This window comes from Ornithinimicrobium sp. CNJ-824 (assembly GCF_001942405.1).
Lineage (GTDB): Bacteria > Actinomycetota > Actinomycetes > Actinomycetales > Dermatophilaceae > Ornithinicoccus > Ornithinicoccus kibberensis.
The window spans coordinates 71,130-91,925 of the sequence record NZ_MKKA01000062.1 but is presented as its reverse complement, the minus strand read 5'-3'; the positions used below and the strand labels follow the sequence as shown (position 1 = coordinate 91,925).

General features: G+C 75.0%; 15 protein-coding genes and 1 pseudogene. 6 read left to right on the top strand and 10 right to left on the bottom strand.

Annotated elements, in window-relative coordinates:
* Positions 1–294: 294 nt before the first annotated feature.
* Positions 295–1,074 (top strand): ParA family protein, encoded by a 780-nt coding sequence (locus BJF81_RS16435; protein ID WP_075959251.1) that lies wholly within the window; start codon positions 295–297, stop codon positions 1,072–1,074.
* Complete coding sequence (locus tag BJF81_RS16430; protein ID WP_075959249.1) at positions 1,071–2,201, top strand: ParB/RepB/Spo0J family partition protein; 1,131 nt, start codon at positions 1,071–1,073, stop codon at positions 2,199–2,201. Before BJF81_RS16435 ends, BJF81_RS16430 begins: the two co-directional genes overlap by 4 nt.
* 97 nt (positions 2,202–2,298) lie before the next feature.
* Here the strand turns inward: BJF81_RS16430 and trxA are convergent, their stop codons facing one another.
* From trxA to BJF81_RS16390, 8 genes are all read right to left on the bottom strand, one after another.
* The gene (gene trxA / locus BJF81_RS16425) at positions 2,299–2,622 is read right to left on the bottom strand and encodes a thioredoxin (RefSeq protein ID WP_075959247.1); all 324 of its coding nucleotides are present in this window, start codon (positions 2,620–2,622) and stop codon (positions 2,299–2,301) included.
* Positions 2,623–2,708: 86 nt separating this feature from the next.
* Positions 2,709–3,722: a thioredoxin-disulfide reductase gene (trxB, locus tag BJF81_RS16420; RefSeq protein ID WP_075959246.1), complete on the bottom strand. Its 1,014-nt coding sequence runs from the start codon at positions 3,720–3,722 to the stop codon at positions 2,709–2,711.
* Positions 3,723–3,873: 151 nt separating this feature from the next.
* The gene (locus BJF81_RS16415; RefSeq protein WP_075959245.1) at positions 3,874–4,803 is read right to left on the bottom strand and encodes a hypothetical protein; all 930 of its coding nucleotides are present in this window, start codon (positions 4,801–4,803) and stop codon (positions 3,874–3,876) included.
* Between the two features lie 184 nt (positions 4,804–4,987).
* Positions 4,988–5,545, bottom strand: coding sequence for an RNA polymerase sigma factor SigM (sigM, locus tag BJF81_RS16410; protein ID WP_075959244.1), 558 nt, complete (start codon positions 5,543–5,545; stop codon positions 4,988–4,990).
* An 18-nt stretch (positions 5,546–5,563) separates the two neighbouring features.
* Positions 5,564–6,877 (bottom strand): hypothetical protein, encoded by a 1,314-nt coding sequence (locus tag BJF81_RS16405; protein ID WP_143780926.1) that lies wholly within the window; start codon positions 6,875–6,877, stop codon positions 5,564–5,566.
* The gene (locus tag BJF81_RS16400) at positions 6,874–9,219 is read right to left on the bottom strand and encodes a lipid II flippase MurJ (protein ID WP_083664329.1); all 2,346 of its coding nucleotides are present in this window, start codon (positions 9,217–9,219) and stop codon (positions 6,874–6,876) included. The genes BJF81_RS16405 and BJF81_RS16400 overlap by 4 nt, the downstream gene beginning before the upstream one ends.
* A 58-nt stretch (positions 9,220–9,277) precedes the next feature.
* Complete coding sequence (locus BJF81_RS20520; RefSeq protein ID WP_075959241.1) at positions 9,278–11,797, bottom strand: DUF6049 family protein; 2,520 nt, start codon at positions 11,795–11,797, stop codon at positions 9,278–9,280.
* 222 nt (positions 11,798–12,019) lie between these two features.
* Positions 12,020–12,502, bottom strand: a complete 483-nt coding sequence (locus tag BJF81_RS16390) for an NUDIX hydrolase (RefSeq protein ID WP_075959240.1) — start codon at positions 12,500–12,502, stop codon at positions 12,020–12,022.
* 80 nt (positions 12,503–12,582) lie between these two features.
* Between BJF81_RS16390 and BJF81_RS16385 the strand changes: the two are divergent.
* The 4 genes and pseudogenes from BJF81_RS16385 (at position 12,583) to BJF81_RS17810 (ending at position 17,170) form a co-directional block, all read left to right on the top strand.
* Positions 12,583–14,087 (top strand): annotated as a pseudogene (locus BJF81_RS16385) (CCA tRNA nucleotidyltransferase).
* On the top strand, positions 14,080–14,730 hold the full coding sequence (locus tag BJF81_RS18235) for a hypothetical protein (protein ID WP_075959239.1): 651 nt from the start codon (positions 14,080–14,082) through the stop codon (positions 14,728–14,730). Before BJF81_RS16385 ends, BJF81_RS18235 begins: the two are co-directional and overlap by 8 nt.
* Before the next feature lie 32 nt (positions 14,731–14,762).
* Positions 14,763–15,980, top strand: coding sequence for an acyltransferase family protein (locus tag BJF81_RS16375; protein ID WP_143780925.1), 1,218 nt, complete (start codon positions 14,763–14,765; stop codon positions 15,978–15,980).
* Positions 15,977–17,170: an SGNH hydrolase domain-containing protein gene (locus BJF81_RS17810; RefSeq protein WP_143780924.1), complete on the top strand. Its 1,194-nt coding sequence runs from the start codon at positions 15,977–15,979 to the stop codon at positions 17,168–17,170. The genes BJF81_RS16375 and BJF81_RS17810 overlap by 4 nt, the downstream gene beginning before the upstream one ends.
* On the opposite strand, the gene BJF81_RS16360 is transcribed toward BJF81_RS17810, so the two are convergent.
* Together BJF81_RS16360 and BJF81_RS16355 are read right to left on the bottom strand one after the other, a co-directional pair.
* Positions 17,067–18,437 (bottom strand): glycosyltransferase 87 family protein, encoded by a 1,371-nt coding sequence (locus tag BJF81_RS16360; RefSeq protein ID WP_083664328.1) that lies wholly within the window; start codon positions 18,435–18,437, stop codon positions 17,067–17,069. The two genes, BJF81_RS17810 and BJF81_RS16360, sit on opposite strands and share 104 nt — an antisense overlap.
* The gene (locus BJF81_RS16355; protein ID WP_075959234.1) at positions 18,434–20,773 is read right to left on the bottom strand and encodes a transglycosylase domain-containing protein; all 2,340 of its coding nucleotides are present in this window, start codon (positions 20,771–20,773) and stop codon (positions 18,434–18,436) included. The genes BJF81_RS16360 and BJF81_RS16355 overlap by 4 nt, the downstream gene beginning before the upstream one ends.
* Positions 20,774–20,796 lie beyond the last annotated feature (23 nt).

The following is a 20,796-nucleotide window of genomic DNA, read 5'->3' as shown; positions in this document are numbered from 1 at the left end:
CAGCCGCGGTTGGGCTGGCCCCTGACGGCGACCGGACTGGCCGTCCAGGGCGGAGAGCCAGGCGACGAACAGCCGCTGGCGGCTCCCATCGATGATGTTTCCCGTGAAACAACGACGGACGAAGACGTCGTTTCCCGTGAAACGTCGACCGAGGTGAACGGCGTCCGAGCCGCCGGACCCGAGCCGGAACGGGCGACAGGGGACGTACCCGTTCTCTCCAGGCGCGTCCCGCCGGTGCCGTCATCGAGCCCCGGCGCGGCAGACCGCCCCCGTCCGTGGGCCGGCACGAGGGTGATGACGGTGGCCAACCAGAAGGGTGGCGTCGGCAAGACCACGACCGCGGTGAACATCGCGGCCGCCATGGCGGATGCGGGCCTGCGGGTCCTGGTGGTCGACATGGACCCCCAGGGGAACGCCAGCACGGCGTTGAGCATCCCCCACTCCAGCGGCACGACGGGCATCTACGACGTGCTCATCGACGGGGTGCCCCTGGCGGACGTCGTCGTGGAGTCCCCCCACGTTCCTGGTCTCTTCGGCGCTCCGGCCACCATCGACCTGGCGGGCGCGGAGATCGAGCTGGTGCCCCTGGTCGCCCGGGAGAACCGGCTGCGTCGGGCGCTGACCACGTTCCTGCAGGACCGGCCGGAGGGTGAGCGTTTCGACCTCGTCCTCATCGACTGCCCGCCGAGCCTGGGCCTGCTGACCGTCAACTCGTTCGTCGCCGCGGACGAGGTCCTTATCCCCATCCAGTGCGAGTACTACGCGCTGGAGGGGCTCAGCCAGCTGGGGAAGAACGTCGAGCTCATCCAGCAGCACCTGAACGCCGGTCTGCGAATCTCCACCATCCTGCTGACGATGTACGACGCCCGGACACGCCTGTCGGCCGAGGTGGCTCAGCAGGTCCGGGAGCACTTCGGCGACCGCGTGCTGCGGGCTGCCATCCCCCGTTCGGTCCGCATCAGCGAGGCGCCCAGCCACGGCGAGACCGTGATCACCTACGACCCGACCAGCACGGGTGCCCTGTCCTATGTCGAAGCTGCCGCGCAGATGCGGCAGCAGGAGGTGTCCGTATGAGTGACCGTCGTCGAGGCCTGGGGAAGGGCCTCGGAGCCCTCATCCCGTCCGCCCCCGGAGGTGCTCGTCCGTCCGACGTGTTCTTCCCACGCCCGCAGGAGGAGTCCCGTCCCGGCAACGGTGATGGGACGATCTCACCTGCCGGAGGCGAGCTCGGAGCCGCACCCTCGCGGCTCACGGACGAGCACGCCGACGCACCTGGTTTCACGGGAAACGGTGCTCCCGGCGGCGGGGACGATCCGGGCGTCGGCGACGATGCGGGGAACCGCCAGGTCGCCTCGTCGCCGCACGAGCTGGCACCGGTCCCCGGGGCCACCTTCGCCGAGGTACCCGTCGATGCGGTACGTCCCAACCCGCGCCAGCCCCGCCAGGTCTTCGACGAGGACGAGCTGGCCGAGCTGGTGGCCAGCATCCGCGAGCTGGGGGTCCTCCAGCCCGTGGTGGTGCGGGCGGTCCCGCCGGCGGAGGGCACGACGTCGGGCGACGCACCCGCCTACGAGCTGGTCATGGGGGAGCGTCGGCTGCGGGCGACCCGCGAGGCCGGGAAGGCCACCATCCCGGCCATCATCCGGAGCACCGACGACGAGAATATGCTCCGGGACGCGCTGCTGGAGAACCTCCACCGGGCCCAGCTCAACCCGTTGGAGGAGGCCGCGGCCTACCAGCAGCTCCTCGACGACTTCGGCTGCACGCACGAGGAGCTGGCGGGCCGGATCGGGCGCTCGAGGCCGCAGATCTCCAACACCCTGCGACTGCTCAAGCTGCCGCCGCTGGTGCAGCGTCGCGTCGCGTCCGGGGTGCTCAGCGCCGGCCATGCACGCGCCCTGCTCGGTCTCCAGGACGGCGCCGCGATGGAGCGGCTCGCCCAGCGGATCGTCGCCGAGGGCCTGTCCGTCCGGTCCGTCGAGGAGATCGTGGTCCTCGGCGACGACCAGACGCCCCGGCGGACCCGGACCAGGGCGGGGACCCCGCCTCCGCCGGAGCTGCAGGAGGTGGCCGCGTCGCTGTCCGAACGCCTGGAGACCCGGGTGCAGGTGACGATGGGCCGACGTCGCGGCAAGATCACCGTCGAGTTCGCCGGCCAGGACGACCTGGCGCGCATCCTGGAGGCCCTCGCCCGCCCCTAGGACGGGCCCCGTCACGGCTCAATGTTGTCCACAGAAACACGAAGGCCGTCCACAGGGTTGTGGACAACCCGTGTGGACGGCCTCGGTGCGGGCCGGGTCAGGAGGTGAAGGGCTCCATCTCCTTGGCCAGCTTCTTCTTGGGGAGCGCACCGACGAGGGTCTTGACGACCTGCCCGCCCTGGTAGACGTTCATCGTGGGGATCCCGGTGATCCCGTAGGCCCGGGTGGTCTCCGGGTTGTCGTCGGTGTTGAGCTTGGCGATGGTGAGCTTGTCGCCCCATTCCTTGGAGAGCTCCTCCAGGACGGGTGCGATCATCTTGCAGGGGCCGCACCAGGGCGCCCAGAAGTCGACGAGGACGGGACCGTCGTGCTGGAGGACGTCCTCGGTGAAGGTGGCGTCGCTGGTCTGGATGATGGCCATGTGGGGGTTCCTTCCGGCTGGGGGTACGGGAGCGAGGGTAGTCGCCGTCGTGCGTCGGGACGTCCCCGGGCGGGGGACCGGTCCGCTCACACGCCGACGGCGACCTCGGGCTGGTTGGCGTCGAGGGCGGCGAGGTAGCGCTCGGCGTCGAGCGCGGCCGAGCAGCCGGTGCCGGCGGCGGTGATGGCCTGCCGGTAGCTGTGGTCCACCAGGTCGCCGCAGGCGAAGACGCCGGGGACGTCGGTGGCGGTGGTGCGCCCCTGGACCTGGACGTAGCCCTCGTCGTCCAGGGCCACCTGACCGACGACCAGCTCGTTGCGGGGGTCGTGCCCGATCGCGATGAACAGGCCCTTGGTCGCGACCTCGCGCGTCTCTCCGGTCACGGTGTCCCGCAACGTGATCGAGGTGAGCTTGGGGTCGCCGTGCAGGTCGGTCACCTCGGCGTTCCAGATGAAGGAGATCTTCGGGTCGTTCATGGCCCGCTCGGCCATGATCTTGCTGGCGCGCAGCTCGTCGCGACGGTGGACGACGGTCACGCTGCGGCCGAACCGCGACAGGAAGGTGGCCTCCTCCATCGCGGAGTCGCCGCCGCCGATGACGACGATGTCCTCGTCCCGGAAGAAGGCACCGTCGCAGGTGGCGCACCAGGAGACGCCGTGGCCGGAGAGCCGGTGCTCGTCCGGCAGGCCGAGCTCCCGGTAGGCCGAGCCCATGGCCAGGATGACCGAGCGGGTGCGGTGGACCTGGCCGGAACCGTCGGTGACGGTCTTGACGTCGCCGGCGAGGTCGACCTCGACCACGTCGTCCCGGACCATCTCGGCGCCGAACCGCTCGGCCTGCTCGCGCATGTTCATCATGAGCTCGGGGCCCATGATGCCGTCGGCGAAGCCGGGGTAGTTCTCCACCTCGGTCGTGTTCATCAGGGCGCCCCCGGCGGTGACGGAGCCCTCGAAGAGCAGCGGTGCCAGGTTCGCGCGGGCGGCGTAGACGGCTGCGGTGTACCCCGCGGGGCCGGAGCCGATGATGATCACCTCGCGCAGACCGTCACCGGCTGGTTGGGTGGTGGGGGTGAGGCCGACCGGGTCGATGAAGTTGGTCATGGGTCCTTCCTGAGGGCACGTTGAGGCGCCGGGCCGAACGGATCGTGTACTGACGAAACCGCCGGGGTGCGCGAGTTTGTTCCCTGCGTCCCCGGGGGCCGACGGGGGCCGTGGAGCCGCCCGGGGAGCGCGGCGTGCCCGGCCAGAGAGGTCAGTCGTCGGCGTCCCAGACGACGTGGTCGAGCGGGACGGTCGTGTGCAGGGGGTCTCCCGTGCCCGGGGGCGACGTGCAGTCGAACGGCAGGAGGAAGGACTCGCCCCGGTCCCCGGATCGGGCGACCAGCACGACGGTCGGCTGCTCGTCGAGGTCGGCCCGGGCGGCGTGCAGGGTGTCCCAGCGGTGGGGGGACCCGGTCGCCGACCAGCAGGCCTCGACCTCCTCCCTGGTCAGGTCGGCGGAGGGGGTGGCCGGGGAGCCGGCCCGTGCCTCGAGCCGCTCGCGGTAGTCCTCGGTGGTGACTTCGCCCAGCGCCGGCAGGACCACGAGCTCTCCGGGCATCCCCGCGGGTGCGGCCAGGGCCGCTGCGGCCTCCTCCGACCCCGCGTCGGCGTCGGACCCGTCGTCCGCGGCCGACCCGGCGGCCCCCATCTCCTCGGTCGCCACGTCGCCGCCGGCCTGCTCCGGCCCGGCCCCGTCGGCCGCATCGTCGGCCCCCGCCCCGGCCATGTCCATCGCCTCGTCGTCGTCCGCGAGCGTGCTGGTCCCGGTCGGGTAGCTCGCAGCGCTGTCCGGGGCCGTCCGGGAGCCCAGGAGCCCGCCGTCGACCAGCTGCCCGATCCCCAGGGTGGTGGCGAGCAGACCCGCGGCGGCGACCCCCAGGAGCGCAACGGTTCTGGCCGGACGGCGGGAGGAACGCTCCGCGGCGAGGTCGACCAGGCGGTCGGCGGACCGGTCCCCGGAGCCGGCTGCCGAGGCCGCGTGGGCCTCCACGGCCAGCCTGGCCTCGATCCGACGGACCAGGTCCTCGGGCATGGGCCCGGGGTCGGGCAGGGAGGACAGCAGGGCCCGCATCCCGGTGGGGTCCGGCTCGGACCCGGACCCGTCGGAGGGACGGGAGGACGACGCGTCGGTGGGCGTCACAGGGCGACCTCCTCGCGCGACGGACGGGCCGGGATGTCCCGGCGGGCGGCGGACCGGCCGGAGGGACCGGCCCGGTGCTGGTGGGCCCGATCGTGCCCACGGGTGTAGGACGAGCGGCCCGTCGGAAGGGTTCCCGCGGCACGGCACCGGCCTGCGGCCCGCCCGGGTCGCGTCGCCGGCGCCCTCACGACCCGCCCCCGTCGGGGTCGTGGCCCGCAGCGCCGAGGATGCGGGCCATGGCCTCCCGTCCGCGGGAGCAGCGTGACTTCACCGTGCCCTCCGCGACGTCGAGGACGGCGGCGGCCTCGGCGACGGACAGGCCGTGCATGTCCACCAGGACCAGCGCCAGCCGCTGGCCCTCGGGGAGCTGCGCGAGGGCGGCCCGCACGTCGAGGCGGACGTCGACGGCGCGGTGGCCGTCCCGCGGCTCGACGGGCTCGTGGTCGTCGATGTCGGCCGTCGGACGCACCCTGCGCAGCCGGTCGAGACAGGCGTTGACGGTGATCCGGTGCAGCCAGGTCGTCACCTTGGCCTCGCCCCGGAAGGAGGAGGCTCGCCGGAAGGCGTTGAGGAAGGCGTCCTGGACCGCGTCGGCGGCCATCTCGGGGTCGCGGGTGGTGCGCAGCGCCAGCGCCCACATCCGGTCCCGGTGCCGGCGGAAGATCTCGCCGAACGCGTCCGGGTCACCGGCCTGGTGCAGCCGCATGAGCTCCGCGTCGTCGACCTCGGTCCACCCCCGCACCGGCCAGCTCCTGCCCGGTCAGCCGACGGTGATCTCCCGCACGCCGACGATCTCCCCGTCCGGGGAGGTCCACGCGCGGTCGAACCACAGCACGAGGTAGCGGCCGGTGGCCGTGTCCTCGGGGGTCACGGTCCAGGTGCCGCTGGCCTCGTCGTCGCTGCCCAGCTCGGTGGCCCCGTCGATGGTGGGCTCGTCGGCCAGGTAGAGCGTGGCCCCCATGTCACCCTCGGCGAGGTCGACGACGACCTCGGACACCTCGGCGTCCTCGCCCAGGTCCAGGACCAGCCCCGTGCCGGACTTCAGGCTGCCCCAGCCGGGCGAGAGGTAGGTGTGGGAGGTCCACGCCGTCTCGGGGTCCCCGTCCACGGCCAGGGGGGTCAGGTCGTTGCGCTCGTCCCCGTCGCCCTCGGGGTCGAAGGAGGTGATGCCCAGGACCGGAAGGGTGCCGTCGTCGCCCGGGGCGGGGGCGGGGGCGGCCTCGCCGCCCTCCTCGTCCTCACTCTCCGCGGTCTGCGTCGCGGTGTCGTCCGTGTCCTCCCCGGCGCCGGTGCTCGCGGTGCCGTCGGTCCCGTCGCCGGTCGCACCGGCGGCATCCTCGGGCGCGGTGGCCACGGGGGCGGCGGGATCGTCGGGGTCGTCCTGGCCCATCCCCTGGATGGCGCTCCAGCCGAGCACCGCGGCCAGGCCGACGAGACCGACGAGGACCAGGGCCACGACGGCCGTCTGGGCCCCGGTGGACCGTTCCTCCTCCAGCCCTCGCGGACCGTCGTCCACGGGGCGTCGACCCGGGGAGGAGGACCGGCGTCCGGGCCGCTCGCCGGTGCTGCGGATACCAAGCATCTCCGCGGTCGACGGCCGGTCCCGGTCCGGTTCGACGGAGGGGTCGGTCCCCGCCTGGACCGGTGTCGGCCCGGTCCGGTCCGCGCCGGCGTCGAGCAGGTCGTCCATCCCGTCGCCGTCGTCGACCCGGTAGTAGGGACGTGGGCCGGTGGCGTCGGCACCGGCCGAGCGCAGGTGCTCGGTGTCGGCGGGGTGCGCGGCCGCGGCGGCGGCGGTCGCTCCGGCCGCGCCCGTCAGCGGCCCGGCGGAGGGGTCGCCACCGGTGCCGGACGACGGTGCGCCCAGCGACGGGGGCCGGCGGGCGTGGACCATCTCCGAGGCCCAGGGCGAGAGCTGCCGGGCCAGCTCGCCGGGGGTGTGCGGTGCCCGCCCGAGGTCGGCCCCGGACCCCAGCACCAGCCGGCAGAGGGCGTCGAGGTCGCCGGGGACGCCCCCGACGAGCTCGGAGGGTGCGGGCAGGGAGCCGTCCGCCAGCCGGCGGGCCAGGCTCACCCCGGGCATCTCCTCGCCCGGCCACCGCGCGGTGAGACCGGTGTAGAGCAGGCTGACCAGGTCCGCGGTGTCGATGATGGAGCCTCGTCGGCCGTGACGTCGTCGGTGCCCTCCAGCGCGGAGGCGACCCCGACCCCGGAGACCTTGACGGTGCCGTCGCTGGTGCGCAGGACCGAGTGGGGGTTGAGGTAGAGGTGGTGCAGCCCGCGGCGTCGCGCCGACTCCAGCCCGGCGGCGGCCTCGCCGACGATGCGGCGGGCCTCCTCGGCGGGCAGCGGCGCCTCGGCGACGAGCGAGGCCAGCGACTCGGCCTCGCTCAGGCCCTCCTCGACGATCCAGGCGAGGCCGTCCCCGCTGCCGACGTCGAGGACGCGGACCAGCCGGGGGTCGTCGACGGAGGCGACCCGGCGGGCGCCGTCGAGGGCCGCCTGGGCGGTGTCGGCGTGCCCGCCGCCCGCGGGCAGCACCGTGACGGCGACCAGCCGGCCCAGCGTGACGTCCCGGGCCGACCAGTAGTCCAGCGTGCCGCCCTCACGACGGGCCAGCAGCTCCTCGAGCGCGTAGCGGTCACCGAGCACGGTGCCCACCTCGAGCCGGTCCATGTCGCTGTCCTTCCGGTGCTCGACCCCGGACGGGGCCACGTCGTCGTCCCAGCCTAGTGTGCCGGGGGCCGCCGTCCCGGGAGCCGCGGGCACGTCCGGCGTGGCCTGCTGGGCCGCGACCGCCCCCTCCGGTCGCCCACGGCCCAGCCACCGGGACGCCCCGGGGACCTTCGCGAGCACGGGCCGGGCCACCTCGCCGAGCTCGCGCACCCCGAGGAGGTGGGCGAGCACGGCATACACCGTCAGGAACAGCACCCCCGCCGCACCGAGCGACACGGCGGTCACCGCCCACCCGGTCAGACCGACGCTCTGCGAGTCCAGCGACCCGCTGGGCAGCCGGCGCAGGAGCAGCCACGTCGGGACCGCGGCGAGCACCGCAGCCCCCGCCGCCCCGAGGAAGGTGCGCCCCACCTCGCGCAGGCCCAGTCCCGGCAGCCGGCCGCGGGCGGCCCTCAGCCCCAGGACCGCGGCGGTCAGCTGGCCCAGCGCCTGGCCGGCGGCCGCCGTGACCGCCGCCCGCTCCGGCGGGCCGGTGAAGGCCACGGCGAGCACCACGAGGAGCACGGCGGTGATCGACAGCTGGAAGCCGAAGGGGGTGCGCCCGTCCTCGAAGGAGTAGAAGACGCGGGCGCACAGGAGGTAGACGCCGTAGGGCACCAGGCCGAGGCTGAGCACCATGACGATGGGGGCCATGGCCGTGGGGTCGGCGTTCCTGGGGAAGATGATCCTGATCAGGTGGGGGGCGAACAGGATCATCCCCACGGCGATCGGCACCATCGCGGTCCCGAGCAGCCGCAGGCCCCGGGCCGTGCTGTCGGCCATCGAGGCCAGGTCGCCCTGCGCGGCCGCCCGGGACAGCACCGGGTAGATCGCGGTCAGCAGCGACAGCGCGACCAGCGAGTGGGGCAGGATGAAGACGAGGAACGAGTTGTCGTAGGCCGCGCGGGCGGGAGCGGTCGGGGCGGCCACGGTCACCCAGGCCATGAGGTTGTAGACGACGAGCAGCCCGGCCTGGCTCACCCCGACGTCGGCCAGGGACCACCCCGCCATCCGGGAGGCCGAGCCCAGGCCCACGCCCCGGAACCCCCAGCGGGGACTCCACCGGAAGCCGGTGCGGCGGACGGCGGGGACGAGGACGGCCGCCTGCACGACGATCCCCAGCGTCGCCGAGCCGGCCAGCAGCCAGACCATCCCCGACGTCCACGTCTCCAGCGGCACCGCCTCGGGGTCGGCCGCCTGCGGGTAGCGCCGCATGAACAGCACGATCCCGGCGATGGCCACGACGTTGGCCAGGGCCGGGGACCACATGAACGCGGCGAACCGCTGGTGCGCCGCGAGCACCTGGCCCAGGAGCGTGTGCAGGCCGTAGAAGAGCATCTGCGGGATGCACAGGTAGGCGAAGAAGATGGCCAACGACAGCTCGGGGCCGCCCCACTCCCAGGACATGTTGTAGAGCTTGGTGACCAACGGGGTCAGCGCGACGAAGACGACCGTGCCCCCCACGAGGATGGACACCGCCAGGGTGAGCAGCCGGTCGGTGTAGTCCCGGCCCGCGTCGCCGCGCACCATGCCCTTCATCAGCTGCGGCAGGAGCACCACGTTGAGCACGCCGGCGGCGAGCAGCACGTAGATGGTGTTCGGCAGGGTGTTGGCCGCCTGCCACACGTTGCCGGCAGGGGTGAAGATGCCGATGGCCGCGGCGAGCAGGGAGGCCCGGGCCAGGCCGAGCACCCGGGACACGAGGGTGCGCTCGCCATGACGGCGCTGGACCGGGCCAGGGACGCCGAGGAGGTACCGCTCACGGACGCTGCTCCTTGGGGGTGGGGCTCGGGGTGGTGGTCGTGCTCGAGGTGCTCGGGGCGCTCGCCGGGGTCGTCGACGTCGGGGTCGTCGACGCCGGCGCCGTCCCGCCGGGACCGGGGCGGCGCAGGGCGCGGACGACGCCCAGGACGAGCAGCACCCCGGCGAGACCGCCGAGCACCCAGTAGATCCAGGTGCCCGTGGGCTGCACGCGGACGTCGACGACCGCGTCGTCGCCCAGCACGGTCCCGTTGGGGGTGGTCAGCTCGGCGGTGACCTGCGTCTGCCCCCGGGTGACCGCACGGGCGCTGAAGGAGACGGTCGCGCGGCTGCCGGCCCCGATGGACACCGGGCCGGGCTGGTCGACGATCCGCAGCACGGCCCGGTCGGGGGCCAGGCGGGCCTGGACGTCGTGCACCGCGACGGGGAGGTCGTTGAGGACGGTGACCTGCATGAGGCCCTGGTCGGACAGGAAGTTGATCGTGCTGGGGTTGGCGTGCACCTGGGACCGGGTCTGGGCGCTGAGGTCGCGCAGGGCCCGCCAGGTGCGCGACCAGGCCTCCGGCGCGTCCCGCCATCGGGTCGACCACAGCCCGGGCAGCACCGGCTGCCAGGACCGGAGCGCCTCGGTGTCGGCCAGCACCTCGGCGAGCCCGTCTAGCTCGCCCTCGATCCGTCCCAGGCTGGCGACCCGTCCCGGGTCGAGCGGCGAGGGCGGGGGGTCGAGGTATGCCGTGAGGCTGCCCAGGACGGTCCCGTCCGGGGCCTGTCCGGTCAACGTCGCGGGCGCCACCCGGTCCGCCCGGGCGAGCAGGTCGGCGGCGGGCACCGGCGCCAGCCAGGGGGCCGACGCCAGCCCCTCCGACAGCTGCTCGAGCAGGTCGGCGGGCAGCGTCGTGCCGCGGGGCGGCGCGACGAGCAACGACCGGGCCTCCCAGGGGGCCTCCTGGTGGGCCGTCAGGGTGTCGGCGAGCAGCCGCTGGGTCACCGCGGCCCGACCGACCAGGGCGGCGTCCGCCCCGGCGTCGGCCACGAGCCCGGTGAGCCCGGAGTCGCTGCCCAGGGCCGTGACACCGGGGACGTCCGCCAGCGGCACGGCCGAAGGACCGACGGGGGCGCCCGTGCTGCCGGTGACGGATTCACGTGGAACCACGACCGCCTCGAGCACGTGGTCCTCGTCCGTCCGGTCCAGCACGCTGCCCGAGCCGGGGCCGTCCTCCGGGTCCTCGCGGCGGTCGAACCAGTCGGCGACGGTGGCGACCTGCCCCGTCCGGAGGGTCGGGGCCGCCGGCCAGGCCACCGTCGAGCTGCCCCGGCGCAGGAGGCGGACGAGCTGGGCCGGCGGGTCCACCGGCCGGCGGGTCAGCAACCGGTGGGCCGTCTCGCCGTCCACCTCGAGGTCGACGAGCGCGGACAGGTCCGGGTCGTCGGTCGGCAGCCACCACAGCCGGGGCCCGTCGACCCGGGCGAGCCGCCCACGCAGCTCCACCAGGGCGGTCTCGACGTCGTCCGTGTCCAGGCTATCGACCTCGTCCTCGCCGGCCCCGTCCTCGCCGGCGTCGTCGTCCGAGGCCGGCTCCTCCTCCGGCGCGGGTGCGGGCGCGGGGGCCGCCGTCGTCGGCGCACCGTCGGTGGGCCCCGCCTGGCCTCCGTCCTCCTCCGGCGACGGTGCGCCCAGGTCGGCCGTCGGGGCCGGTGCCGGGACCGCGGTGGCCGTCGCCCCGTCGTCGACCGGTCCCTCCGGCTCCTCGGGCCCGTCGGACTCCTCGGGGGCCTCCGACTCGTCGGGCCGCTCGGACTCCTCCGGTGCCTCGGGCTCCTCGCCCAGGACGCCCTCCCCCGGGCCGGTGAGGGTCTCGGCGGGCGAGAGCATCCGCAGCAGCGCGGGGTCGACCATCCAGGTGATGCCGGGCAGGTCCAGGCCGTCGAGCCAGGTGCGGGCCGGGGAGCCGGGGCCGGCCGCGGCATACCACGCGGGGTTGCGGACCTCCGGGTCCGGACTGACGAGCCCCGGGTCGGGCGGGAGGGTCAGCGGCACCACCCAGGACAGCCCCAGCGGCACCTCCGGCGGGTCCTCGGCCGCCGAGACCGTCAGCACGGTGCGCAGGCCGACCGGCTCGACCCCCTCCGGGACGCCCTCGGCCCCGGCATCGTCCGCGCGCAGCTGCAGGCCGACGACCCCCCGGTCGGCCACGAGGCCGGCGAGCGAACCCTCGGGCACGCGGACGGTGAACGGCAGCTCCCGGCCGGGGGCCAAGACCGGCCCGATGGTGTCGTCCCCGATGACGTGCCCGGCCACGAGCGAGGGGTCGGTGGCCTCCACCCAGTCGGTGACGGCCTCCCGGGAGCCCAGCGGCTGCCACGTGGTCGAGGCCGTCAGGCTGGTCAGCCGGCGACGGGAGTCCCCGTCGTTGACCACGCGGCCCCTCAGCTCCAACGGCTCTCCGGCCCGGGGCACCACCGGGTCGACCTCGTCGAGCACGATCCTGATCCCCTCGGCGGGAGCCTCCTGGCCCACGACGACCTCCGGGGGTCCCGCGCCCCCGGTGGGCCCGCGGGGACGGGGGGAGCGGGGGTGCCGGCGGCCGCGGCGGGCAGCAGCAGCGCGGCCGCGACCAGCCCGGTCGTCGCCCCCGTGCCGGCCCGACGGACCCGTCGCGCCGCGGCGACGACGCGGGCGGCGGCCGCGCGGGGACGGGCCGCCCACGCGTCCCGGCGGGCTGGGCGGGTCACGTCGCGCTCAGGAGCTCCGCGTCAGGCGCTGCCACGCCTCGCGGGCGATCCGGCGCTCGTTGGGGAAGGTCAGCGTGCGGTGCACCTCGTCCAGCGGCACCCAGGCGGCGTCGATGGCCTCCTGGTCGGGGTCCTTCTCGACCGTGAGGTAGCCGCCGGTGGCCTCGAGCAGGTAGTGGTGCACCATCTTGTGGATGCGGTGGGAGGGGGTGGTGAACCAGTACTCGATCGTGCCCAGCGTGATCAGCGCCCGCCCCTGGATGCCGGTCTCCTCCTCGACCTCCCGCTCCGCGGTCTGGACGAGGGTCTCGCCCGGCTCCACGTGACCCTTCGGCAGGCACCACTCGACCCGACCCGACCGGTTGCGCCGGGCGATGATCGCGATGCGCGCCCGTCCCTCGTGGACGTCGATGACCACCCCGCCCGCGGACGTCTCGCTCACCGACGGCAGGCGTCGGGTGACGCCCTGGTGCCGGGGAGTGGTGGTCATCCTCACACTGTAACCACCCGCCCCAGAGGCTGCCCACAGCTTCGCCCGGCCCCCAGCGCGGTCCCCTACCCTGGGGGGCGATGTCCACTCCGCCGACCACCGACGGGGCGCTGCTGCTGCGCGCCCTGCGCCACCTGACCCCCACCCTGCCGCTGCTCACCGAGATCGGGCGGCGCTTCGACGACGCCGGCCACGAGCTGGCGCTGGTGGGCGGACCCGTGCGTGACGCGTTCCTGGGGCGCTCCTCCCCGGACCTGGACCTGACCACCTCCGCCCGGCCCGAGCAGATCGAGGCGGTGCTGGCCGGCTGGGCGGACAGCACCTGGGACGTGGGCCGGGAGTTCGGCACGATCGGGGCCCGCCGCGGGCCGGACACCCTGGAGATCACCACCTACCGGGCCGACGCCTACGAGCCGGACTCCCGCAAGCCGCTCGTGGCCTTCGGGGACAACCTCGAGGACGACCTCGTGCGCCGGGACTTCACGGTCAACGCGATGGCGCTGCGGCTCCCCGACATGGCCTTCGTCGACCCCTACGACGGGCTCGCCGACCTCGCGGCCGGGCGGCTGCGCACGCCGACCACCCCGGAGATCTCCTTCGGCGACGACCCGCTGCGGATGATGCGGGCGGCCCGGTTCGCCGCCCAGCTCGGGCTCGTCCCGGCCGCCGAGGTGCTGGCGGCGATGGAGGGTATGGCGTCGCGCCTGTCGATCGTCTCCGCCGAGCGGGTGCGCGACGAGCTGGTCAAGCTGCTGCTGGCCGACGACCCGCGGGCCGGCCTGGAGATCATGGTGGACACCGGCCTGGCCGACGAGGTGCTGCCCGAGCTCCCCGCCCTGCGCCTGGAGGTGGACGAGCACCACCGCCACAAGGACGTCTACGAGCACAGTCTCACCGTGCTCCAGCAGGCCATCGACCTCGAGGACGGTCCTGCCGGCGGCTCCGACCAGGCCGACGAGGACCGGGTGCCCGGGCCCGACCTGGTGCTGCGGCTCGCGGCGCTGCTGCACGACATCGGCAAGCCGGCCACCCGCCGGTTCGAGCCCGGCGGCGGGGTGAGCTTCCACCACCACGAGCTCGTGGGTGCCCGGATGGCCCGCACCCGGCTGCGGGCGCTGCGCTTCGACAAGGACACCGTCAAGGCGGTCAGCCGGCTCGTCGAGCTGCACCTGCGCTTCCACGGCTACGGCGACGGGGAGTGGACCGACGCCGCGGTGCGCCGCTACGTCACCGACGCGGCCCGCTGCTGGGCCGGCTGCACCGGCTGACCCGCTCGGACAGCACCACCCGCAACCGGCGCAAGGCGGCCCGACTGGCCGCCGCCTACGACGACCTCGAGCGCCGCATCGAGCGGCTGCGCGCGGAGGAGGAGCTGCGGGCGGTGCGGCCCGACCTCGACGGCCACCAGATCGGGCAGGTCCTGGGCATCCCGCCCGGCCCGGTGCTGGGCCGGGCCTACCAGCACCTGCTCGCCGTCCGGCTCGACCAGGGGCCCCTCGGGGAGGAGGCCGCCCGGGCCGAGCTGCTGCGGTGGTGGGCCGAGCAGCCCGAGTCCGCCGACGTCCCGGAGCCGGAGGATGGCTAGGCACCGCTCGGCGGCGCAGGTCGCGCGCTCCCGGCGTGGCGGCGGTGCCACGGCCGCCCGGTCCGGCCGGCGGGGACGGCGTCGGGCCCGGGCCGACTCGCTGACGACGGCGCTGCTCGCGGTCCCCTGGGTCACGGTAGTGCTCCTCGTGCTCGTGCCGGTCGCCGCGGTCGACCTGCTGCGGCCGGCCGTCTACGCCGCGACCACCACCGTCACCGCGACCTCGGAGGCCGTGGCCGCCCGGGCCGCCGTCGACCTGACCCGCGCCGACGTCGTCGACCGGGTCGAGGACCGGATCGAGCTCGAGGACGACTGGCGCGGGAGGGTGCAGGTCACGGTGCAGCGGACCGGGGCCGAGGACGAGGTGCTGGTCCGGGCCCGGGCCGCCGACCCGCGCCTCGCGGCCCTCGCCGCCGACACCGCGGCGGCGCTCGCGGTCTCCGACGCACCGGACGACCTGGCCCTCAGCGAAGCAGCGGCCGTCCCGACGCGCCCCGAGGGCGAGGGCCCCCGGTGGTGGGTGATCGCCTCCCTCCCGCTCCTCGTGCTCGCCGTCCTCGCGGAGCAGGTCCGCGCCCGGCGGGAGACCGAGCAGGCGGCGGGCGGCGGAGGACCGGGCCGGCCGGTCCGGGGCGCGACGTGAGCGGCACGGCATACCCCGGATCCCCCCCGCCGGTGACCGAGGCGGGCAGCGGAGGCGCCGCGGCGGCCGCGCCCGACGCCCTGCCGACCCGGGCGCGGCTGCGGGCGATGCGGGCCTACCGGCACGCCCTGCGGGTCCCCCCGGTGCCGCGCGACTTCCGCGCCGACATCGAGGGCATGCGGGCCATCGCCGTCATCGGGGTCGTGCTCTGGCACGCCGGGGTGACCCTGCTGCCCGGTGGTTTCGTCGGGGTGGACGTCTTCTTCGTCGTCAGCGGCTTCCTCATGACCGCCCTGCTCCTGGAGGAGGCGCGCGCCCGCGGCCGGGTCGACCTGGGCCGGTTCTACGCCCGTCGCGCCCGGCGGCTGCTGCCGGCGGCCCTCACCGCGCTCGTGGGCACGGCGCTGCTCACCGTCGCGTTCATCCCGCGCACCCGGTGGGGGGAGATCGGCGGCGACCTCGTGGCGTCGGCGGCCTACCTGATCAACTGGCGGCTGGCCGACCGGTCCGTGGACTACCTGGACCTGGAACGCGCACCCACGCCCGTGCAGCACTACTGGTCGCTGGCGGTGGAGGAGCAGTTCTACATCCTCTGGCCGATCCTCCTGCTCGTCGTGCTGCTCGTGGCCCACGGGCGGGCGCGGGTATTCACCACGTGGGTCTGGACGCTGACCGCGGTGCTGCTCCTGGGCTCGCTGGGCCTGTCCTGGTGGTGGACCGAGGCGCACCCCTCGCAGGCCTACTTCGTCACCTTCACCCGCGTGCACGAGCTCATGCTCGGGGCCGTCGTGGCGCTCGGGGCGGCCGCGTGGCCGCGGCTGCCCCGGTTCGTCGCGGCGGCGGTCGGCTGGCTGGGGCTGGGGATGATCGTGGCGGCCCTGCTCGTCATCGACCTCACCACACCCTTCCCCGGCACCTGGGCGTTGCTGCCCACCGTGGGCACGGCGCTGGTCATCGTCGCCGGGGCCGCGGCCGGGGGCTGGGGGCCGGAGCGGCTGCTGCGCGCCCGGCCGCTGCAGTGGGTCGGGCGGATCAGCTACAGCCTCTACCTGTGGCACTGGCCCTTCGTCGCGGCCGCAGCCTCCCTCGCGGGGGTGGGCAGCGGGGGCCCGGACTCCCTGCCCGTCGCCTGGGGCCTGGCCGCCGTGCTCGTCTCCGTGGTGCCGGCCTGGCTGTCGTTCCGCTACGTGGAGGAGCCCGTCCGGGCGCACGGCCGCGTGCTCGCGAGGCGGGTGCACCGGGGGTCGTGACCCAGCGGGGGTTCGGGCTGGGGCTCAACTGCACCTTGGCGGGGGTGCTCGCGGGCCTGGCCCTCGTCGCCCTGAGCCCCGCCTCGGTGACGTCCGGGACCGTGGCGTGGAGGACACCGCAGGTGGTGGACGACGTGCGGGCTCCGGTGGGGGCCGGCGCCCTGGACGCCGGCCCCGACGACGGAGGCAGGACCACGGGGGAGCAGGGTGCCCTCAGCTCGGCCGCCCTCGGGGGGCCCGGGCAGGACGGCACGACGGGTGGTGACGCAGGCGCGACGGCGCTGCCGGAGGGAGGCGGGGCCGAGGACGCCGTGGAGCCGGAGATTCCGGACGTCCTGCCCACGCTGGCCGTCCCGTTGGAGCAGGTGGCCGACGATCAGCCGGTGCTGGACCCCGAGGGGTGCAACACCGACATCAGGGGAACGTCCGCCGGTGTCTGCCGGGCCGGTGACCCCGACGGGGACGTCCTGGTCGCCCTCAACGGGGACAGCCACGCCGGGATGTGGATCACCGCCCTCGACGAGATCGGGCGGGACCGGGGCTGGCAGGTGGTCTCGCTCACCAAGTCCTCCTGCCCTCCCGCCCCAGGCGTCGAGGTCCAGCGTCCCGGTGAGAGGGGGGGATCCTACGAGCAGTGCACGGCCTACCAGTCCGACGTGGACGAGCGGCTGCAGGAGCTGGAGCCGGACGTCGTCCTGCTGTCCTCGGCGGCCTACGACGTGCCGCCCGACGAGCTCGCCGCGGCCATGGCCCGGCGGGTGGACAGCCTGCGGGAGGCCGGCGCCGTCGTCGGGATGGTCCGGGACGTCCCACGGGTGCCGTTCGACATGCCGGAGTGCCTCCTCGACAACCCCGGCGAGGCGAGCGCCTGCGCGTTCCCGCGGGAGGAGGGACTGGTCCGGTCCGGGGTGGGGCAGGACGAGCTGGCCGCCCTGCGCCCCGCGATGCCGGTGCTGGAGTTCAACGACGCGGTGTGCCCCGGCCCGGTCTGCTCACCCGTCCTGGGCGGCGTCGTGGTCTGGCGGGACTCCAACCACCTGTCGGCCACCTATGTGCGCTCGCTGCGCGACCTGGTCGAGGAGCAGGTCACCCCGCTGGTGGAGGCGTCGCGGCTGCCGGAACCGGCCCGGACCGTGCTGCTGGAGGGGACCAGGCTCGGGCAGTCCTCGTCGTCGCCCTCTCGTCGGTGATCCGCCAGAGCAGCCATCCCCAGGCGGCCGCGCGCAGCAGCACGACGACGGCGTAGGCCAGCGGCGGCAGCCCGCGGCCCGGGTCGCTGTCGAAGGCGATGTGCAGCCAGGTGGCCACGAAGTGCAGGGTCTCGACGCCGGCCCAGACGAGGTGCTCCCACCAGGGACGCGCCGACAGCACGAGCAGGGGAAGCACCCACAGGCCCGACTGCACCGACAGCGAGGGGGCGGTGAGGGCCACCACCGCCGTGGTGGCGGCCGCGACCTGGACGAGGCCCCACCGCGGGCGGCGTGCCAGGACCACGGCCAGCGCGACGGCGGCCACCCAGCCGGCGACGGCGACCCACGTGGAGGCCGTCGTCCCGAGCGGGAAGCCCGCGAGGCGGGGCAGCATCTGGACCGCGCCGTAGCCGGCGCCCTGCGACCACCACTGCTCGGCGGCGGTGAGCGCCTGGGGCTCGACGGCGACGAGGGGGACGAGCAGCAGGAGGGCGCCCAGGGCGGCGCCGACCACGGCCTGGGCGGCGCGCAGGAGGTGGCCCTCGCGCCGGGCGACCAGGACGAGGGCGAGCAGCACGAGGAGCGGAAAGGGCCGGACGAGGACGGCCCAGCCCAGCAGGGCACCGGCCAGCCACGGATGCCTGCGCTGCCAGGCCCACAGCGCCACCAGGGTGAGCACCACGCCGAGCAGGTCGACCGAGACCAGGGCCAGCGTCACCAGCACCGGGCTGACCGCGAGGTGGGCGGCCCGCCAGGGGCTCCGGGGGAGCAGCGCGACCGCCGCCATCACGCCGATCGCGAGCAGGGCCGTGGCGAGCAGCGCCCAGGCGACGAAGACGCCCTGCTGCGCCCCCAGGCCGGTGCCGGCCTGGGGCGAGACCCGGGCCAGCAGCCACAGCACCAGGCCGGGCAGGGGCGGCTGGGTCGAGGGCACCTCGCCGCTCCACGGCAGCAGCCCGTCGGCCAGCGGCGAGCTGACGTGCACGACCGGGACGTCGGAGTAGCAGGCCCGCCAGAACTGGTCCGGCGTGCTCCAGCCCTTCAGCAGGCAGTGCCCCTTCTGCCAGACACCCAGCGCGAGCATCCCCGCCCCCAGGACGACGAGCGCAGCGGCGACCCCGGCCAGCCCGCGACGACCGACCACGCCGTGCCGTCCCAGCGGTCCGCCCACCACGCCGGTCGCCCGGGCGACCACCGGGTCCCGCCAGGACGGGACCCGCCAGGGCACGTCGCGGCGTCGACCCTCACGGGGCGGGACGGCGGTCACGCGTCCGGGGTGGCCCTCGCCGACGTGGGCGCCCCGTCGCCGGGAGGCCCGGCGGCGTCGCCGGCGCTCCCATCCCCGGAGCCGCCGCCGTCGCTCCCGGCGCCGTCGCTCCCGCCGGCGTCACCCTCGCCTCCGCCGTCGCCTCCACCGTCCCCCGGTGGCGGGGCCGAGGTGGTCGGCGGGGCCGGGTCGGCCGGCTCGGTGGGCTCCGGCTCCGTGGGCTCCGGGGTGGTCGGCTCGGGGGTGGTCGGCTCCGGCTCCTCGGTGGGCTCCTCCGTCGGCTCCTCGGTCGTGGGGTCCTCCGTCGTGGGCTCCTCGGTCTCCTCCTCCGTCGGCGACGGGGCCGGTGCGGGCTCCTGGGTCGTCGGGGCGACCTCCTGGGTGGGTTCGGGCGTGACGACCGCCTGGTCGCCCACCCCCGCACGCTCCGGGAAGGGCAGCACCTCCTCGCCCTCCAGGGCCAGGCGCATGAACTCGCCCCAGACCTGGGCCGGGAAGGTGCCGCCGGTGACCTGGTCGAGCCCGGCGACGTCCTGCATCGGCACGGTGCCGTCGCCCTTGTACATCACCACACCGGCGGCCAGCTGCGGGACGAACCCGTCGAACCAGGCGGAGACGTTGTTCTCGCTCGTCCCCGACTTGCCGGCGCTCGGCCGACCCAGGTCCCCGGCGGTGGTCCCGGACCCCTGGGTCATCACGTAGGTCATCGCGTCGATGACGTCGGCGGCGACGTCGGCCTCGATCCCCTCCTCGGTCTCAGGCTCGGCCTCGTAGGTGGTCTCCCCGCCGGCGGTCACCACCCGCTCGACGAGGTAGGGCTCGGCCCGCTCGCCCTCGGCGGCGATGGTGGCGTAGGCGTTGGTCATCTCCACCAGCGTCGGCGAGGCCGTGCCCAGGACGTTGGTCAGGTCGGCGCCCAGGCCTGGCGTGTCCTCGGGCAGGCCCAGGTCGACGGCCGTCTCGACCGTCCTCTCGGGCCCGACCTGCTCGTTGAGCTGGACGTAGGTCGTGTTGACCGACTCCGCGAGGGCGACCCGCAGGTCGAGCACGCCGAAGGAGATGTCGCGGAAGTTGCGCACCTCGACCTCGCCACCGGGCGTGCCGAAGGTCATCGGGCTGGGGCCGGGCAGCTCGGTGGTCGTCGAGACGCCCTCGCCCACGGCCGCGGCCAGCGTGATCGGCTTGAACAGCGACCCGGCCTGGACCTGGGCGTCGGTGGCCGCGTTGAGCTGGGTCTGCTGGTAGTCCGCCCCGCCGTACATCGCGGTGATGGCCCCGTCCCCGGGGCGCACCGCGGTCAGCGCGGTGGTGATGTCGTCGGCGTTGTCCCCGGTGGGGGCGAACGCGTCCACGGCCTCGACGGCGGCGTCCTGGTGCTGCTCGACGATGGTCGTGGTGACCCGCAGACCGCCGGAGTCGATGGCGGCGTCCTCGAGCCCCAGGAGGTCGCGCAGGTCCTCGCGGACCTGCTGCGCGACATACCCCTGCACCCCCTGGACCGCGGTGGACGGCGGGGTCGGCCCGACCTCGGGGAACTCGGTGGCGTCGCGCTCGCCCTCGCCCAGCCAGCCCTCCTCGACCATCCCGCCCAGGACGTAGGCCACCCGGTCACGGGCCCGTTCCTCGTTGCCGTCGGCGAAGTCGGGGTCGAACAGCGACGGCGCGTTGGTGACGGCGGCCAGGAGGGCGCCCTCGCCCACGGTTAGGTCTGAGACGTCCTTGTCGAAGTAGGCGCGGCTGGCGGTCTGGATGCCGTAGGCGCCGCGACCGAAGTAGACCGTGTTGAGGTAGTTCTCCAGGATCTGGTCCTTGGACTGCTCGTTGTCGATCTTCACCGAGATGATCAGCTCGCGCAGCTTGCGCTCCAGGGTCTGCTCCTGGGTGAGGTAGTAGTTCTTGACGTACTGCTGGGTGATCGTCGAGCCGCTCTGCACGCCCTCCCCGCGCAGGGTGCGCCAGGCGCCCCGGGCCAGGCCGGTGGGCGAGATCCCCTCGTTCTCGTAGAACGACCGGTCCTCGGCGGCGAGCACCGCCTGCTGCACGTGCTCGGGCACCTGGTCCAGCGGCACGGACTCGCGGTCGAAGCCGCCGGTGAACCGGGCCAGCTCCGTCTCGCCGTCGGCGTAGTAGAGGATCGTGCTCTGGGCCTCGGCGAAGTCGTTGGGCTCGGGCACGTCCGTGCGGGCGTAGGCCCAGGCCAGCGCCGCCGTCAGCAGGACCAGGACGAGGAGGCCCAGGCCGACCAGCCAGAGCAGGACGCGGCGCAGGCGGCCGGGTCGGCGACGGCGGCGCCCCTTGGCGGGGCGGCGGGCGGTGCGGGTGCGGGAGGGACTCACGTGGACCATTGTGCCTGGGCCGG

What these genes read in the sequence shown, in the direction of transcription:
- BJF81_RS16430 (WP_075959249.1), top strand. Translation starts at nt 1,071, where the DNA reads ATGAGTGACCGTCGTCGAGGCCTGGGGAAGGGCCTCGGAGCCCTCATC.
- trxB (WP_075959246.1), bottom strand. Translation starts at nt 3,722, where the DNA reads ATGACCAACTTCATCGACCCGGTCGGCCTCACCCCCACCACCCAACCA.
- trxA (WP_075959247.1), bottom strand. Translation starts at nt 2,622, where the DNA reads ATGGCCATCATCCAGACCAGCGACGCCACCTTCACCGAGGACGTCCTC.
- BJF81_RS16390 (WP_075959240.1), bottom strand. Translation starts at nt 12,502, where the DNA reads ATGACCACCACTCCCCGGCACCAGGGCGTCACCCGACGCCTGCCGTCG.
- BJF81_RS18235 (WP_075959239.1), top strand. Translation starts at nt 14,080, where the DNA reads ATGGCTAGGCACCGCTCGGCGGCGCAGGTCGCGCGCTCCCGGCGTGGC.
- BJF81_RS16435 (WP_075959251.1), top strand. Translation starts at nt 295, where the DNA reads ATGACGGTGGCCAACCAGAAGGGTGGCGTCGGCAAGACCACGACCGCG.